At 50.4% G+C, this 15,210-nt stretch carries 16 protein-coding genes and 1 tRNA gene; 5 read left to right on the plus strand and 12 right to left on the minus strand.

Annotated elements, in window-relative coordinates; all coding sequences use genetic code 11:
* Positions 1 to 96: 96 nt before the first annotated feature.
* The 6 genes from ACPLJI_RS03050 to nikR all read right to left on the minus strand — a co-directional run bounded on the left by ACPLJI_RS03050 (position 97) and on the right by nikR (position 5,482).
* A complete protein-coding gene (locus ACPLJI_RS03050) occupies positions 97 to 1,506 on the minus strand; it encodes a Mur ligase family protein (RefSeq protein WP_424730362.1) in 1,410 nt (469 codons plus the stop codon).
* Between the two features lie 78 nt (positions 1,507 to 1,584).
* Positions 1,585 to 2,643 (minus strand): glycosyltransferase family 4 protein, encoded by a 1,059-nt coding sequence (locus tag ACPLJI_RS03055; RefSeq protein WP_424730361.1) that lies wholly within the window; start codon positions 2,641 to 2,643, stop codon positions 1,585 to 1,587.
* Entirely contained in the window at positions 2,640 to 3,716 is a 1,077-nt protein-coding gene (locus ACPLJI_RS03060; protein ID WP_424730360.1) for an ATP-grasp domain-containing protein, read from the minus strand. The genes ACPLJI_RS03055 and ACPLJI_RS03060 overlap by 4 nt, the downstream gene beginning before the upstream one ends.
* Before the next feature lie 80 nt (positions 3,717 to 3,796).
* Entirely contained in the window at positions 3,797 to 4,333 is a 537-nt protein-coding gene (gene hycI, locus ACPLJI_RS03065; RefSeq protein ID WP_424730359.1) for a hydrogenase maturation peptidase HycI, read from the minus strand.
* Positions 4,299 to 5,048 carry a methyltransferase domain-containing protein gene (locus ACPLJI_RS03070; protein ID WP_424730358.1) on the minus strand — a complete coding sequence of 250 codons (750 nt, stop codon included), beginning with the start codon at positions 5,046 to 5,048 and terminating at the stop codon, positions 4,299 to 4,301. Before ACPLJI_RS03070 ends, hycI begins: the two co-directional genes overlap by 35 nt.
* Before the next feature lie 11 nt (positions 5,049 to 5,059).
* Entirely contained in the window at positions 5,060 to 5,482 is a 423-nt protein-coding gene (nikR, locus tag ACPLJI_RS03075) for a nickel-responsive transcriptional regulator NikR (protein ID WP_013295950.1), read from the minus strand.
* A 284-nt stretch (positions 5,483 to 5,766) separates the two neighbouring features.
* Here nikR and ACPLJI_RS03080 point away from each other — a divergent pair, with 284 nt between their 5' ends.
* Both ACPLJI_RS03080 and ACPLJI_RS03085 read left to right on the plus strand, forming a co-directional pair.
* The gene (locus tag ACPLJI_RS03080) at positions 5,767 to 6,171 is read left to right on the plus strand and encodes a CBS domain-containing protein (RefSeq protein WP_013295951.1); all 405 of its coding nucleotides are present in this window, start codon (positions 5,767 to 5,769) and stop codon (positions 6,169 to 6,171) included.
* A 134-nt stretch (positions 6,172 to 6,305) separates the two neighbouring features.
* A complete protein-coding gene (locus ACPLJI_RS03085; RefSeq protein ID WP_013295952.1) occupies positions 6,306 to 6,782 on the plus strand; it encodes a hypothetical protein in 477 nt (158 codons plus the stop codon).
* Positions 6,783 to 6,814: 32 nt separating this feature from the next.
* On the opposite strand, the gene ACPLJI_RS03090 is transcribed toward ACPLJI_RS03085, so the two are convergent.
* The 5 genes from ACPLJI_RS03090 to ACPLJI_RS03110 form a co-directional block, all read right to left on the minus strand.
* On the minus strand, positions 6,815 to 8,347 hold the full coding sequence (locus ACPLJI_RS03090; RefSeq protein WP_424730357.1) for a phenylalanine--tRNA ligase subunit alpha: 1,533 nt from the start codon (positions 8,345 to 8,347) through the stop codon (positions 6,815 to 6,817).
* Positions 8,348 to 8,380: 33 nt separating this feature from the next.
* Positions 8,381 to 9,295, minus strand: a complete 915-nt coding sequence (locus ACPLJI_RS03095) for a triphosphoribosyl-dephospho-CoA synthase (protein ID WP_424730356.1) — start codon at positions 9,293 to 9,295, stop codon at positions 8,381 to 8,383.
* Complete coding sequence (hemB, locus tag ACPLJI_RS03100; protein WP_424730355.1) at positions 9,295 to 10,263, minus strand: porphobilinogen synthase; 969 nt, start codon at positions 10,261 to 10,263, stop codon at positions 9,295 to 9,297. Before hemB ends, ACPLJI_RS03095 begins: the two co-directional genes overlap by 1 nt.
* 117 nt (positions 10,264 to 10,380) lie before the next feature.
* Positions 10,381 to 11,199: a 4Fe-4S binding protein gene (locus ACPLJI_RS03105; RefSeq protein WP_424730354.1), complete on the minus strand. Its 819-nt coding sequence runs from the start codon at positions 11,197 to 11,199 to the stop codon at positions 10,381 to 10,383.
* Positions 11,192 to 11,878 carry an endonuclease III domain-containing protein gene (locus tag ACPLJI_RS03110; RefSeq protein ID WP_424730353.1) on the minus strand — a complete coding sequence of 229 codons (687 nt, stop codon included), beginning with the start codon at positions 11,876 to 11,878 and terminating at the stop codon, positions 11,192 to 11,194. Before ACPLJI_RS03110 ends, ACPLJI_RS03105 begins: the two co-directional genes overlap by 8 nt.
* Positions 11,879 to 12,125: 247 nt before the next feature.
* On the opposite strand from ACPLJI_RS03110, the gene ACPLJI_RS03115 reads away from it, so the two are divergent.
* Genes ACPLJI_RS03115 through ACPLJI_RS03125 form a run of 3 tightly spaced genes read left to right on the plus strand, consistent with a single transcriptional unit; the run spans position 12,126 to position 15,142 of the window.
* The gene (locus tag ACPLJI_RS03115) at positions 12,126 to 12,788 is read left to right on the plus strand and encodes a TIGR00266 family protein (RefSeq protein ID WP_374891597.1); all 663 of its coding nucleotides are present in this window, start codon (positions 12,126 to 12,128) and stop codon (positions 12,786 to 12,788) included.
* Between the two features lie 34 nt (positions 12,789 to 12,822).
* On the plus strand, positions 12,823 to 13,935 hold the full coding sequence (gene aroC / locus ACPLJI_RS03120) for a chorismate synthase (RefSeq protein WP_424730352.1): 1,113 nt from the start codon (positions 12,823 to 12,825) through the stop codon (positions 13,933 to 13,935).
* Positions 13,925 to 15,142: a threonine/serine ThrE exporter family protein gene (locus ACPLJI_RS03125; RefSeq protein WP_424730351.1), complete on the plus strand. Its 1,218-nt coding sequence runs from the start codon at positions 13,925 to 13,927 to the stop codon at positions 15,140 to 15,142. The genes aroC and ACPLJI_RS03125 overlap by 11 nt, the downstream gene beginning before the upstream one ends.
* On the opposite strand, the gene ACPLJI_RS03130 is transcribed toward ACPLJI_RS03125, so the two are convergent.
* Positions 15,124 to 15,196: transfer RNA gene (locus ACPLJI_RS03130), tRNA-Thr, on the minus strand. The genes ACPLJI_RS03125 and ACPLJI_RS03130 overlap by 19 nt on opposite strands.
* Between the last annotated feature and the right edge of the window lie 14 nt (positions 15,197 to 15,210).

Here is a 15,210-nt window from a genome sequence, read left to right on the forward strand (position 1 = left end):
GCAAGGCAGCCATGTCAGGGTTTATAAAGATTGAGCAGCAGGAGATGGTGCTGATTGAGATGCTGACAAAATATCCAGCGCCCCTAAAAAGTTAATTCAGGAGCTTTTACGGGTTAAATCTCCTATAAAATCCGCTGCAGGGTCCATTCCCTGGGCACCAAGGAGGAGAACCGTGTCAGAGGGTTCTGCATTTTCCAGGACTCTTCTGAGTGCGTCCCTCAGATTTTCAATATGGGTATACCCTATCCCGTTCTCATCCAGGACATGCAGGAAGACCCTCCTCTCGTTTTCAAGTACCCTGTTCTGCTCATCAACAAGGTCGCTGCTTGATGTTACTATGAGCTCCACATCAAGGTCCTTCAGGGACTCTGCCAGGGCCTCCGCATTCATGATGTTGATGTCCTCTCCCCTGGATCCCCTGATGGCATTCACGACCCACAGTCTCCCCTCGAGGTCACAGGCTGCGCTTCTGACCGTTGCCCTTATGCCGTCTGGGTTGTGGGCGAAGTCATCGATGACCCTGGGATTATCCATGAGATGGGTGAATCTCCTTTTAAGTGGCCTGTAAGTTTCAACACCCCTCCTCACATCCTCATATGAGAATCCCAGTTCCAGTGCTGCTGTGATCGCTGCAAGGGTGTTCTGTATGAAGTGTTCACCTGTGAATGGGAGTTCATCTGTCTGAATTATAAGATCATCTCCGCAGTGGATCCCATTCCCAGTGTACCTCACAGGTCCATGGGATCCATAGAAGACCGTCCTGAGGAGGGGGTTGATATCTGCCATTGCCCTGACCCTCTCATCATCAGAGTTCAGTACAGCAACCCCTGAATCGATCGCCCTGAGGGCTCCTGAAACCTCCCTGAAGACGTCATCCACCGATTCAACCAGTCCTATGTGGTCCATAGCAACGTTGGTTATGACAACCATCTCTGGCTGTATTGCTGAGGTCATGAGTTGGGCGTGGTCCCTCATAACCCTTCCAAGCCAGCCCTGAACCTCTGAAACCTCGATGACCATGAATTCCAGCTGCTCCCTGCTGGCGGCCTCTGCTATATGCTGCGCGACCACAGGGTCGATGAGGGTGTTGAACTCGGACCTTGAATCTGTATTGGTGTAGGATGACCTGCCGGCTGTGGTTATGATGTGGTTGATCATGTGGGTGGTGGTTGATTTCCCGTTGGTACCCGTTACAGCTATCCTCCTGGAGGAAGATGCAAACCTGTTTATCGTCCATGATAGTGCAAGGGCATTTGCGATTTCAATACGATCCACAAGGATGATGGGGACATCAAGAACCTTTGAGGCATCGGACCTCAAATCCTGGGTTATTATGGCTGCAACACCCCTTTCTGAGGCAATCTGGATCCCCATATCGTCAATCCAGTGCCTTATAACAATGTCACCTTCCTCTGCAGCCCCCAGGGTTGTGAATTTACCCCTGAACTCCCCGCCATTTCCCAGAAGTTTTCCTGAAATCCTTCCTGCGATTTCCTCAATGTCCATCCTATCCACCATCCTCTGAGATTTCTGATGAGGGGGACAGCAATCTTGAGAGTTCCACAATGTCCACCCCATACACCATCAGAACGTGAACCCACTGAGGTAGAGTCCAAGTCCGCAGACCGCTGCGGTTATCAGCCAGTATAGTAGCACGATCATCCTTTCAGACATTCCACGGTAGTGGAGTGTGTGGTGCAGTGGCTCCACCGGCAGTCTGATGACCCCTGCACGATGAAGGAGGCTGATTATAACTGAGACCACAGGTACAGCTATGGCAAGAACACCGAAGTAAACCGTATCTGTGAGCATCACCGCGGTTGCATAGCCTGCCCCCAGGGCAAATGAACCTGTGTCCCCCATGAATATGCTGGCTGGGTGCCTGTTGAATACAAGAAAGCCTGCAGAGATTCCTGCAAGAACCAGGAACGGAAGAGCGGCTGCAGATAATCCCAGGAACAGTGCACAGGATAGGGAGGCTATGAGCATTATCCCCGAGGCCATCCCATCCATACCATCTATCAGGTTGACGGCGTTGATCGCACCCACCATCCCCCCGATAACAATGGGTGCCGCTGCAATACCCAGATTGAATCCTCCAAGTTTGGTGAATGATCCTCCAAGAACCAGGAACACCCCTATCATGAGCTGGGCAAGTATCTTCTCACCCTCACTCACCTCGCTCTTTATGGGTGCCTCACCCACCACCTCAACAAGACCACTCTCCAGTAGCTCCTCAACATCCCTTTTTGCCTTATCTGTGGCTGCCCTTGCCTCTTCCCCTGGCTTCAGCACCAGCTGCCCCACCTCAAGGGGACTTTCAGATACGTTCCTGATTATCCTCTGGACCTCCCTGACCTTAAGCCCAATGAGGTCATCCAGGAGTCCCACAATGGCTGCTGTGAGGATTATGAGTGCTGTGAGGACAAGGTAGGGGTTGTTGCGGTAGATAATGGTCACAAGAAGCACTGCGAGGAGCATGCCAAGGCCCCCCATTGTGGGTGTACCTGCCTTGTGGCTGTGCTCTGTAACTATTGGCCTGTCCCCGATACCTGCACTTCTCAGAACGTTCCTTATAAAGAGTGTGAAAGCCGCTGAAGCAGCCGCACTTACAATGAATGCTGTTAACCCAATCTCCATCATATCACCCTGAGTCTCTTCATGATCAGATCAAGCTTCTCCCTATTCGCAGCCCCTGCTGTGAGCCTCACATGATTCTGAGGCCCGTGCAGCAGCCAATTTACCCCATCAGGCATTAGGGATTCAATATTCCCCGGATTGCCCAGAGGTATCTCCACCGCATTGTAATCCTCCCTTTTAAGTTTATGGGGATTCCAGTCCCCGGTTGCCATGTCCACAAGGCTGTGCATTGGATTTATACCTGTGGCGGCCTCAGAGATGTACCTTGTCCCACTGGGCCTTGTGTTAACCTCTATGGCATAAAGGATACCGTCATCGGAGAGTATCATGTCAACATCCGTGTTCCCCTCAGCTCCAAGGAGTTCAGTTATTCTGGAGGCCATTTTAAGGGCCTCATCTCCATTGAAACCCTCAATGACTGCAGGGGCCCTCTTCACCTTTCCCAGGGGGTGCAGTCCATCCATACTTGTGGGGCCCTTGTCCACAGCCACAAGGGGGAAGGTTTTCCCATCCCAGCGGAGGACCTCCACTGAGATCTCAACTCCCTGTATGTATTTCTCCATGATTGCGGAGTCATGGGAGCTGAGGTATTCCTCCACATCAGCACCTGAAGATGCAACCTTTATATTTGAGCCTCCCTGTCCTTCCCTCTGCTTAAGGACCGTGGGAAACCCCTTTACTTCATCTGCAGTCCCTATCAGACCATAGGCCGGTGTGTTTATAGCGTTTTCAGTGAAGAACTCCTTGGTTTTGAGTTTATCTGTGGAGACCTCCGCCGCCCTTTCGCCAGAGGCAACCACTGGAATCCCATAACTCTCCTCAAGTTCCATCTTAAGCCTGGCAACGTCCCTCAGGGGACCGTCGACACCTATGAGGGGTACAACCGCGTCAACATCCTCCCTCAGTGCAATTTCCATTGGTGCCTCCATGCCACGGGGCACTATGAAGCATGAGTCTGCGAGTTCAAGGTTGGGTGCCTCAGGGTTTGACTCTGAGAGTATGGTGGTAATTCCCCTTGATGAGGCATAGTCTGCAACGTCATTGAACAGCCTTGAGCCAATGAATAGGATTCTCATGTTATCACTTAAAGAATCAAGAACTGATTTACTGTTTGGGAAGCTATTATAAATAATTTAATACCCCTTAACGGGGGAGGTTATGAGCCCGGATCTTGTTTAAAATAGGGGGTCTTCCCGCAGCATACCTCATCGATTGCCAAGAGGAGTAAATCTCTGAGTTCATATGCAGCCCCCCTGACCCCTTCAGATAGTTCCATTCCAAACTCAAGGTTTTCTGGCTGAACCCCTATCAGGGTTATCCTGCAGTCGCCCTGCTCCTCAAGGTACCTCACCAGGAATGAAAGGGGCATGGCATGGGTGGATATGCTGTAATCTGATATTCTATCCCTATCAATCAGCATGATGGTCCCTGGCTCTTTACCCATCTCCACCGCGTCGACTATGATTATGTGGCTGGGCTTCTCTGACCGTATCACTCCTGTGAAATTTTCAGGGACGGTGCCTGCATTTATGAGTAGATGGCCCCTTTCCATCACATCCCCGGATATTACTGATGCAAGGTATGGTCCGAATCCATCGTCGGACCTCATTTCATTTCCAACTGTAAGTATAAGGAGCCTGCTGCAGCCCTTCAGAAAGTCACTTAAGCTCTGCTTTAACTGAATCAAGACCACCGCCCATTTTGTATGAGAGCTTCACCCTGAAATAGCCAGCTTCAAGGGTATCCCCCAGGGGCAGGATGAGTGGAGGGTTCATCATGGGTGTTGGGCCACAGATTATATTCTCTGCGGGGACTGTGAAGGAGGTTATCCTTATGGCGTTGAAGGAGTCTGATGCCAAAAGTTTCAGGGTTCCTCTGAATTTTTCAGGTATCCTCCCCCTGAAATCAACCCTGTCATAGACACATAGAGGGCCCGATGAGGGGGCTCTGATGTTTTCATCATATGATATGCTTCCACCCTTAATCATCACAGGCTCCGCCGCATTTATAACCGCTGCGGGTATGACGTTACCTCCATCCTTAAGGAATCTGAGGGCCCTCCTCAAAACCGGGACCTGCTCCTCATCTATCAGTGCAGTGTCCAGCATTTCGCAGATGATTGTATCTGCCCTCTCCTTGAATTCATACTCCAGGGCATCCTCATTCACGACCGTGACATTCTCAAGACCCGAGAGATTCTCCCATGCACATGCCGCTATTCTTGGGTCCCTTTCAATTGCAATGACATGATCCGCGTATTCTGATGCAAAGAATGAGAGGATGCCGCTTCCAGCGCCAAGATCATATGTGAGTCCATGGGCAGCGGAGGCTATTGCCTCATAAAATGCTGAAAGGCGTTCATGGTCCCGCAGGAGGTGCTGGTGGTACGCTGTGACCCTGAATTTCATCCGACCCTTGCCTAGTGTTCATGCTCCACTTTCTGTTCGGTTGATGTGCTTGTGAGCCTTACGTGTTCAACACCCTTGAGTCTCATCATCTTCTCTGTGAGTTCACGGATCTTTGAAACGTCACCCTTGACAACGATCACCTCAAGGCAGTGCTTCTCTGTCATGTGCACATGCATAACCGCATTGATGTATTCACGGTAGTCGTGCTGGATATCTGCAAGATCCTCCATGACCCCGGTGTAGTGGTGGTCATAGATAACTGCAATTATACCGATTCGCTCTCCTTCCATTTCATTCATCCACTGGTACCTGACAATGTAGTCCTTCAGGGCATCCCTTATACCCTTGGACCTTGACTGGTAACCACGATCCCTTAAAACTTCATCAAACTCATTCAGGAGCTTTTTTGGTAGAGACATGCTTATTCTCATCATGGCTATTACCCCACAGGTAATTTTATATGAATTTATTATAGTATTAATCTAAAGTCATATTTAAACTTTTTTTAAGGCATGCAGTATTGTCTGTATGGAACAATCAGTTATTACATGAATAATTAACCTGAATATTTAAAGGCATCGGAATGAAGGTCCGGTGCAGCGTCAACTCCAAGGGGCATGCATGGTATCCCGCCACCGGACAGTGCCAATGGAACAACAAAACATAAAAAGATGCCCCATCATAATATTATCCAGTGGAGTTTTTTGAGGGATTATCAATGAAAGTTAAAGAAGCAATGAACCCCGAAATAATAACGGTGAGCCCCGAGACAAGGCCCCTTGAAGCCTTTGAAAAGATGTACAAACACGGTGTCAGAAGACTCTTTGTGCTTGACGATGACGGTAAACCTGTTGGCGTTGTATCCTACACAGACCTCATAGGGGTCCTCGGATCAATAAAACCCGACAGCGAACACCCTGAGAGGGACCTCAAGGTGAGTAACATCATGGTGGATGAGGTTATAACCATCTCAGCCGACGACAACATAGAGGACGCCGCCAACCTCATGCTGAGGGCCGATATTTCAGGCCTCCTTGTGATGGATGACGATAAACCTGTGGGTGTGATAACAAAAACAGATATCTGCCGGCTGGTTGCGGCGGAGATACTGGTACCCTCCTGATTCAGAGGTACAGCAGAGGTTAATACACGATTCCCCCTTTCATGATCGGAGATAATCCATACAGAGAATTGTGTGGACACTCCACACATCCATCCCCCTCTGATCAGAGATAATCCATACAGAGGAGGTAACCCTTGAAGATTATAACCAGAAAGGAGAACATGGTCTACAGGGAAATAAGGTACATGCAGCTTGATCTCAACGCCCCTGTATCCGAGGAGATGCTTAAGAGGAACCTTGACCTCCCTGAACACGAGTATCATGACATAGTAGTAAGCCTTGAGAAAAAGGGACTCATATCAAGAAAAAACGGGAGGATAACTGCCGGGAACCCTGGTGAAGATGTGAAGGTAATGGAAAATCAGGACGAAGTCAGGGAAGCTGAGCTGAACCAGATAGAGGAGGAAACCCTGAGGACCATTAAGGAACTCGGAGGCGGAGGACCGGTTCCCCGTTACCTCCTTGAGGGCCACCTTCTCTATGGTCCCCTGAGGCTCAGCACAAGGCGCATGTACAACGTACTCCTTTCACTTGAAAATAAAAAGCTCATAGAGATGGTGGTGCTGGATCAAGGTGAATATTACCGCCCCTCAGCCCCCCATGATTCCTGAACACCTTCTGAACCATCATTTTCTCTGCAGATCTAAAGTTTCAGATCATCCGTCACCGGCAGGCCCCTGAGCCAGCCAAGGTCGCTCTGGTAGAGCATCCTTATATCCTTTATATCAAATCTTATCATTGCAAGCCTCTCGATACCCAGACCAAAGGCAGCCACAGGGACCTCAACACCAAGTGGTTCGAGGACTTCAGGCCTGAACATACCTGCCCCTCCAAGTTCTATCCAGCTCTTCTTCTCAGGGAGGTATATTTCACATTCTGTTGAGAGGTAGGTGTAGGGGAAGTAAGCCGGCCTGAACCTCACCTCAAATCCCAGTTTCCTGTAAAACTCCCTCAGTATACCCAGGAGGTTTCTGAAGTTAACATCCTCCCCTGCGACGATACCCTCAACCTGGTGGAACTCTGGCAGATGCTTGTAGGTTATGGTCTCCCTCCTGAAAACCCTCCCAACAGAGAACATCTTGAGGGGTGGTTCATTCTCCCTCAGGAACCTGGCGGATACACAGGTTGTGTGGGTCCTGAGTACGCTCTGCATTGCAACGTCCCTGTCCCATTCATACTGCCAGCCCTCTGATCCAGTGGAGCCCCCTGTTTCATGGGCACTCTGCACAGCCCTCACAAGATCCTCATCCGGGAGTTCAGTTACCGGGGGATTTTTAACGTAGAAAGTGTCCTGCATCTCCCTTGCAGCGTGGTCCTGGGGCTGGAAGAGACAGTCAAAGTTCCAGAAGGCTGATTCAAGAAGGGGGCCCCTGGACTCCGTAAACCCCAGTTTAAGGAATATGAGCCTTATTTCATCAATTATGCGCCTCAGCGGGTGCATCTTACCCGGGTAAACCACAGGGTACTCTGCATCAATGTTGTAGCCCCTGTAGTGAAGCCTCCTCCAGGAGCCTGTCTTCAGGTGCTCGTGGGTGACCTGGGTAGCCTCCTCAGCGATCTCCACACCCCTCTCAAGGAGTCTCCTGCCCCCAGGTGTGAGTTCAATCCTGTGCTTCCTGACCTTTTTAATATCAACAATACCCTTTCTTCCTGCAAGGTCCTTAAGGGCCCCCTTCAGGTGTTCAGGAAGTTCCACGACCCTTATGGACCCTTTATCCAGGAGCATTTTAAGGAGTTTCTCATCATCTCCAGTTTCAGGGGGCCTCTCCTGAATGGCGGAAACCTTCCCGTCGGCTATCCTTGCCCATCCCTTTCTCACAAGCCAGCCTATTGCTATCCCTGATTCAGCCTTGTCAAGACCCGCCCTTCTGGAGATTTCGGACATTTCAAGTTCCCCCTCCCTGGAGAGAATATCCATGACCCTCCTCTCTGGAAGACCCTCAATTGCATAAAATTTCCCGTCATCTGTGAGTGATACTGCTTCCTCTACCTCCTTGATGACCCTCACAAATCCCCTTGATTCAAGGGCGCCCGCTGCACTCATCACGGATTTGATATCCATCTTCTGTGACTCTGCTATCTCCTCTGGTTTAAGTGGTTTATCTGAATCCTCAAATGCCTTCAGGACCTTTTTTTCGTAAATGTGAAGCTGATCGATTATTCTGTCAGGATCCATATTGATTCCTCCCTAATCTTCTTAATCCGGGTTTCATCTTTCTGAATAATAATCAAGAAGACCCACCATTATCGATGATGCCGTAAGATCCGCTGTTGTACCCGGGTTTAAACCGCTGCTGTGGAGTTTTCTGTCAAACCTTTCAGCAAGTTTAAGCCCGGCCTCTGTGAGCACACCTCCTCTATTAACAATTTCAGCGGCCTCCTCTGAAACCTCCTCTGCTATTTTTTCATTATATTTCCTTGCTATGAGGGTGTCAGGGAACCTTGCAAGTATTGTGAGAAATGTCTGGACAACCGCCCTGTTCATTCCATGCTCCCCCACAGTGGCCTTGAAGACCGGAAACCCGACATTGAATGTGACTGGCATTCCTGATGTCAGCTCCCTTGCGATGAGGTCCCACTTGGAGGATATCTTCAGTGTATCAAAGAGTGTTATTTTCTCATCAAGTATCCTCTGCTGTGATCCGGGGTCATTGACATCGAGGCTTTCGTGTTCACCCATACCCCCTGGATTCGCAACAGAAATGGCTCTGTAAAGATTAACAGCATCATCAGGTGTTGTCTGAAGTATCAACCTGTTCACCTGTTCTCTTAACCCCTGCAGATCCCCCTCATCAACCATCCCTGCAGCTGCAGAGAGTGGTGCAAGGAGCATGACTATACCAAGGTTTGTGTTGGTGGAAACCCATTTCCCGGTATCCTCCACAGCCCTCAGTATCAGTTCCCCCAGTCCAATGGATGAGAGATCCAGGCTATCCCTCAGCTCGGTCCCCCTTCTGGCGGCGATGCGCATTGTATCCCCTATAACTATCCCGCTCACCAGAAAGTCCTCATAGACCATGTCATCAAAGTCACGGGTTCTGTGGACGTTACCTGGTTTCGGATAGCCGCTAACCTCCAGTACAGATGCTATCTGGGCTATCCTTGAAACATAGAGGGGATCCACTAGATCACCCCCAGAAGTTCCGGTGCGAAGTGTGAGATTATAAGGTCAGCGCCCGCACGTTTTATTGATAGGATAGACTCATATAACGCCTCTTCAGTGAGGTAACCGCTGTTTATGGCTGCCATGAGCATTGAATACTCCCCGCTCACATTGTAGGCTGCAAGGGGGACCCTGAACCTTTCCTTCACAGCCCCTATCACATCCAGGTATGCCAGGGCGGGCTTCACCATCAGTATATCGGCGCCCTCCTCAAGGTCGAGTTCCGCCTCCATGAGGGCCTCGCTGACATTTGCGGGGTCCATCTGATATGATCTGCGGTCACCGAAGGAGGGGGCTGAAGAAACCGCATCACGGAATGGTGCGTAGAATGCAGATGCATACTTGATGGCATAGGACATTATCAGCGTGTCACTGAAACCTGAATCATCCAGGGCCCGCCTTATAGCTGCAACACGCCCATCCATCATATCTGAGGGGGCAACCACATCTGCACCGGCCTCTGCATGGGAGAGGGCTATCCTTGCAAGGACATCCAGGGTCTCATCATTGACCACCTCCCCCTCCACGACGATGCCACAGTGGCCGTGGGTTGTGTACTGGCAGAGGCAGACATCTGTCATGACAACGAGTTCAGTCTCCTCCTTCAGCCTCCTCACGGTCCTCTGCACAGCGCCATCAGGGTCATATGCTGATGAGGCAAGCTCATCCTTGGTGGAGGGCATGCCAAATAAGAGGACAGATGAAAGCCCCTCATCCTCAAGTCTGGATGCCTCAGAGACCGCATCATCCACAGAGTACCTGTACTGTCCAGGCATTGTATCTATGGGCTCAGGTTTACCCCCTTCAAGTTTTTCACTCACAAAAATGGGGTAGATGAGGTCCGATGGGTGCAGCCGTGTTTCTCGGAGAATTTCACGTATCTGTGGACTCTTCCGCAATCTTCGCATCCTTTTTGTGGGAAACTCCATAATATCACTCACTGGTAACTCTTAAAAGATTGAAGAGGATGATATTTATTACATTTTCACCGCTAAAAAACATAACGCCCGGATGCTGTACTGACCTGAAGAATGCTTCATTTGGTATCACGATTCCACATCCACCAGGACCTCAACCCTCCTTACCGCCTCATCAACAGCATCGGGGTCCATAACTATTTTCAGAGCACCTCTGGGGCACCTCTCAGCGCATCTTCCGCATATGAGGCACCTCCCGGTATCATGGTGTGCTGTGTCTCCACTGATGGCACCTGTAAAACATGCCTCCCCACAGCGACCGCAAAGAACACACCTTTCAGGGTCCCTTACCATAGTGACCCCCTCCATTGGTGTTATGGAGGACGCTATGTCCTCAGAAAGAAAAGGTGTCATCCTCCAGAGACAGCAGCATTCACAGCAGTTGCAGATAGAAAGTAATTCATCATGTGGACCTGAATTGAGCCAGACAGAGTCTATCCTGTTTCTACCTATTATGTGGACCAGACCTGCCTCCCTGCACCTTTCAATGTGATCAAGGGCCTCCTCCTTTGATATGAGGCCTCCAACCTTATCCGATATCCTCAGTGCCCCGGGGCCCAGGAAGAGACAGCCGAGACCATGGGGATAGTCACTGCAACCGGATGACACCCTGCATATACAGAAGTCCATCCTGAATATGTGCTTTGAGCGAAGTATCATCCTCCTTAAAACATCTGATGGCAGCACGGTACTCTCCGGCGGCTGAAAACTCCTATTTACTTCAACCGACGCGTCCCTGGGTATGACCTGTATATCGTCCCCCTCAAAGAACAGTCTCCTGACAATTTTCCTGAAGGTATCTGACCTTTTGGTGATCCTTGCAAGTTCAAATCTCCTCTGGAACGTTCTTTTTATTATTGCAATACTCAGATCAGTGAAATCAATCACCCAAATCACCATAGAGTTTCCCTGGGAGAGGATCCCCCTCACCATGAACCCGCCCCCTGTAATACAGTTTTCCGTGTCTCACAATGAGGGCATGGTACTCCTGAAAGACCCTGAAATCAGGTTCAAGGTTTTCTTCAAAGATCCCCTTTATCACCGAATAGCCCTCATCCCCCTCTATAATGCCGGTATGGGATAACATCCTCCTTGTGTACGCATCAACCACGAATTCAGGTTTTCTGTATCCATAGAGGAGGATGGAATCCGCGGTCTCATATCCAACACCCCTTACCCCCAGGAGCTCCTTCCTGGATGGGCTGGTGCCCTCAAGGGAGATGAAGAACTCTGAAATCCCCCTCAGGTATGATGCCTTCTGTCTGTAGAAACCGGCACATCTGATGGCACCCTCAAGTTCATCGTCATCAGCTGCAAGTATATCCTCAGGGTCAAGGGCACCCATTGATGCGAGGTTGCGGAGTGCAGCTGCAGCTGAGTCCCATGACGTGTTCTGGGTGAGTATTGTCCCCGCCATCACCTCAAAGATTTCGGTCTCAGATGATGGTGGAGTGTAGTCGCCAGGGTGGTACCTGAGTTTGAGGGTATCCCTATCAAGGAGCGGCCACCACCCCTGGGGACCATAGAGTTCCATGAGCACACTGTAGATATCCCTGAGCACCTTCATGTATAGGGATAAGTATGGAGACCACAGTTAAAGGTTTAGGTTACAGGCACTGATAGCATGTGGAGGTGTCGCGCCGACTCACCATACTGGAATAGAATGCTGCACCATCACACACCACACACCTCAGATTCTTCAGATCCACAAACACACCGGCCTCAGCTAAGTCAGTTCACAAATTCTCTGGAAAATCTGCACACATCGGCTTCAGCTGATCAGTTTATTAATTAAAAGCTACACAGATAAGTGCATGAAATATGAAATCATAAACAGACCAAGTTACAGTATGGCGAATATCCAGCTTGCAAGCGGTGAAGCCATAAAGGCAGAGGCCGGTGCAATGGTGAGTATGAGCTCCAACATAGAGATCCAGACCGAAACAGGGGGTCTTCTGGGGGCTGTTAAGAGATCCATGCTTGGAGGGGAAAGTATCTTCCTCAACACCTTCCGGTCACAGGGAATGGGTGAGATACAGCTTGCACCATCATATCCAGGAGATGTTGAGGTCATTGAAACCCATGAAACACTCTATGCTCAGAGCGGCTCATTCATGGCGGCTTCAGAGGATGTGGAGATAGATACCAAATTTGGGGGTTTCAAAACATTCTTCGGAGGTGAGGGCCTCTTCCTGCTTAAAGTGAGGGCCTCCGGACCCATATTCCTCTCAAGTTTCGGGGCAATATACCACAGGGAACTTGTGAATGAGAGGTTCGTGGTGGACACTGGCCACATCGTAGCCTTCACAGAGGGCCTTGACTTCAATGTGCGAAAGATTGGAGGACTTAAAAGCACATTTCTAAGTGGAGAGGGACTTGTAGCGGAATTTGAAGGTACAGGAACCCTTTACATGCAGACAAGAAGTGTTGATAGCTTTGTTGGATGGTTAATACCCAGGCTCCCCTCAAGGGATTAGATTGACGAATTCATGACTCCATGGTGGTGATTCAATGGCTGGAAACAGCACCGGCGAGGTATTCAGGGTTACAACCTTCGGGTCCAGCCACGGGCCTGCACTCGGGGCGGTTATCGATGGCTGCCCTGCAGGCCTTGAACTGAGTGAAGAGGACATTCAGAGGGAACTCGACAGGAGAAGGCCTGGTACGAGCAGTTTAACCACACCCCGGGGTGAAAGGGACAGGGTTGAGATACTTTCAGGGGTATTCGAGGGTAAAACAGATGGTACCCCAATAGCCGGAATTGTCAGGAACCGTGATATTGACTCTGCAAGTTACAGTAACCTCAAATCTGTGCCGAGACCCGGCCATGGGGATTACACCTGGAGGGCCAGGTTCGGCCACTATGACCACCGTGGAGGTGGCCGTGGAAGTGGAAGGGTAACCATTGGACACGTGATTGGCGGGGCGGTTGCAAAGAAACTCATCGGAATCCATGGTATCAGGGTGAAGGCACACGTAGTGCAGGTGGGTGATATCAGGGCAGACAGGGTTAACCTGAAACTCATAGAGAAGTACGCAGAGAGAAACCCCGTTAGATGCGCTGATCCAGCTGCTGCCAGATTGATGGAGGAAGCCATTCTTGAGGCTAAGGAAAGAGGGGACTCTGTTGGCGGAGTTGTCGAGGTTGTGGCACTGGGGGTGCCCGCCGGGGTCGGGGAACCTGTCTTCAGTAAACTTGACGCTGACCTTGCAGCTGCACTCATGGGTATAGGGGCTGTGAAGGGTGTGGAGATCGGAATGGGATTTGAGGTTGCAGGGCACCATGCCAGTGAAATAAACGACGAGTTCTACATCTCTGGAGGTGAAATCAGGACAACAACCAACACCTCGGGGGGCATACTCGGGGGTATATCCAGCGGCATGCCCATAACTGCAAGGATAGCTGTGAAGCCCACACCATCAATATCGCTGCCACAGAGAAGTGTTGACCTTGAGCGGATGGAGGAGACCTGGATTGAGATCCATGGAAGGCATGATCCCTGCATATGCCCGAGGGTTGTGCCGGTTGCAGAGGCCGCAGTTGCTATGGTCCTTGCCGACCACATGATAAGGTCAGGCTTCATCCACCCCACAGATATAAACAGGCAGAAAAATGACGGATAAACTGGTGGAATTCCTTGAGGAGCTCAGCAGAGCACTTATAGCCTCAGGGAACTCTGTTTCCGAGACTGAACGAATTTTAAGAGGCGTTGCAGAGTCACAGAATGTGGAGGTTGAGGTTTCGGTCCTCCCAACCATGCTGATAATCAAGGCTGCCGGGGAGACATCAAGGATGAGCCTTGCAGCCCAGTCACCTGGTGTGATGCCTCTTCATCAGGTTACAAAGATTTACAGGCTCATTGACGATGTCAGGTCAGGCAGGACCGAAATCAGCGGCGCACTGGATGAACTCAGGGAAATAGTGGGTGGCCCCCACAGGTTCGGGCGCTACGGGATGTTCCTTGGGTATCTACTCCTCTCAGTGGGGATAGCCTTTCTGATACAGCCAGATCTGAACCTTGTGGTCTATTCCTCATTTCTAAGCCTTATATCAGGTGCGCTGATAGTCCTGGGTTACGGTAACAGGAGGCTCTCCCTAATAATGCCTGTCCTCGCCTCCTTCACGGTTTCAGGTGTTGCATTCTTTCTGATAAGAGCAGGGGCCGTCACAGGTAACCTGACCCTCATTGTACCACCACTCATCTACTTCATCCCGGGGGTTACCCTCACAACAGGCATATATGAACTTGCAAGTGGTGAACTTGTATCGGGGTCAAGCAGGGTAATATACGGCTGCATGGTTCTTCTCCTCCTCCTTTTTGGTGTCCTGATGGGTATGCAGCTCAACAGGTTCCCGCAGGAGGAATTTGCAGCTATAAAAATATCAGCCATAAGTTACAGCCCATATCTGGGGGCATTCCTATTTGCCGTTGGCATATACCTCTTCCTCTCCGTCTACCGGAGTGATTTTCCATGGATACTCCTTGTACTCTACACGGCACTGGTTGGTCAGCAGCTTGGAAACACCATGGGGGGTGGGCTTCTCGGGGCCTTTCTTGGCGCCCTCTCCATGACACTGGTGGCAAGGGCCATTGAGATGGCCGGTAAAACCCCGCACTTTGTCACGCTCTACCCTGCCTTCTGGTTCCTTGCACCGGGGTCCATAGGGTTCATAGGACTTGCCAATCTCCTTGGAAAGAATTACCTGACATCCATTGCAGAGATAACGCTCTTTTCAATGACGGTGATCGCCATAGCCCTCGGACTCCTGGTTGGAGCGCTTCTAACCGAACCATTCCATGAGAAAATAAGAGCCCCGGGCGGGGATTGAACCCGCGACCTCGGGATTACGAATCCCGCGCTCTCCCACCTAAGCTACCGGGGCATATCAGGGATTAA

The organism is Methanothermobacter sp. (genome assembly GCF_049720995.1).
Lineage (GTDB): Archaea > Methanobacteriota > Methanobacteria > Methanobacteriales > Methanothermobacteraceae > Methanothermobacter.

Excerpts from the sequence above, each read along its gene's own strand:
- ACPLJI_RS03110 (WP_424730353.1), bottom strand. The coding sequence starts at position 11,878 with ATGAAGGTGCTCAGGGATATCTACAGTGTGCTCATGGAACTCTATGGT.
- ACPLJI_RS03080 (WP_013295951.1), top strand. The coding sequence starts at position 5,767 with ATGAAAGTTAAAGAAGCAATGAACCCCGAAATAATAACGGTGAGCCCC.
- nikR (WP_013295950.1), bottom strand. The coding sequence starts at position 5,482 with ATGATGAGAATAAGCATGTCTCTACCAAAAAAGCTCCTGAATGAGTTT.
- ACPLJI_RS03125 (WP_424730351.1), top strand. The coding sequence starts at position 13,925 with ATGACGGATAAACTGGTGGAATTCCTTGAGGAGCTCAGCAGAGCACTT.
- ACPLJI_RS03115 (WP_374891597.1), top strand. The coding sequence starts at position 12,126 with ATGAAATATGAAATCATAAACAGACCAAGTTACAGTATGGCGAATATC.
- ACPLJI_RS03070 (WP_424730358.1), bottom strand. The coding sequence starts at position 5,048 with ATGAAATTCAGGGTCACAGCGTACCACCAGCACCTCCTGCGGGACCAT.
- aroC (WP_424730352.1), top strand. The coding sequence starts at position 12,823 with ATGGCTGGAAACAGCACCGGCGAGGTATTCAGGGTTACAACCTTCGGG.
- ACPLJI_RS03055 (WP_424730361.1), bottom strand. The coding sequence starts at position 2,643 with ATGATGGAGATTGGGTTAACAGCATTCATTGTAAGTGCGGCTGCTTCA.
- ACPLJI_RS03060 (WP_424730360.1), bottom strand. The coding sequence starts at position 3,716 with ATGAGAATCCTATTCATTGGCTCAAGGCTGTTCAATGACGTTGCAGAC.
- hemB (WP_424730355.1), bottom strand. The coding sequence starts at position 10,263 with ATGGAGTTTCCCACAAAAAGGATGCGAAGATTGCGGAAGAGTCCACAG.
- ACPLJI_RS03050 (WP_424730362.1), bottom strand. The coding sequence starts at position 1,506 with ATGGACATTGAGGAAATCGCAGGAAGGATTTCAGGAAAACTTCTGGGA.
- ACPLJI_RS03090 (WP_424730357.1), bottom strand. The coding sequence starts at position 8,347 with ATGGATCCTGACAGAATAATCGATCAGCTTCACATTTACGAAAAAAAG.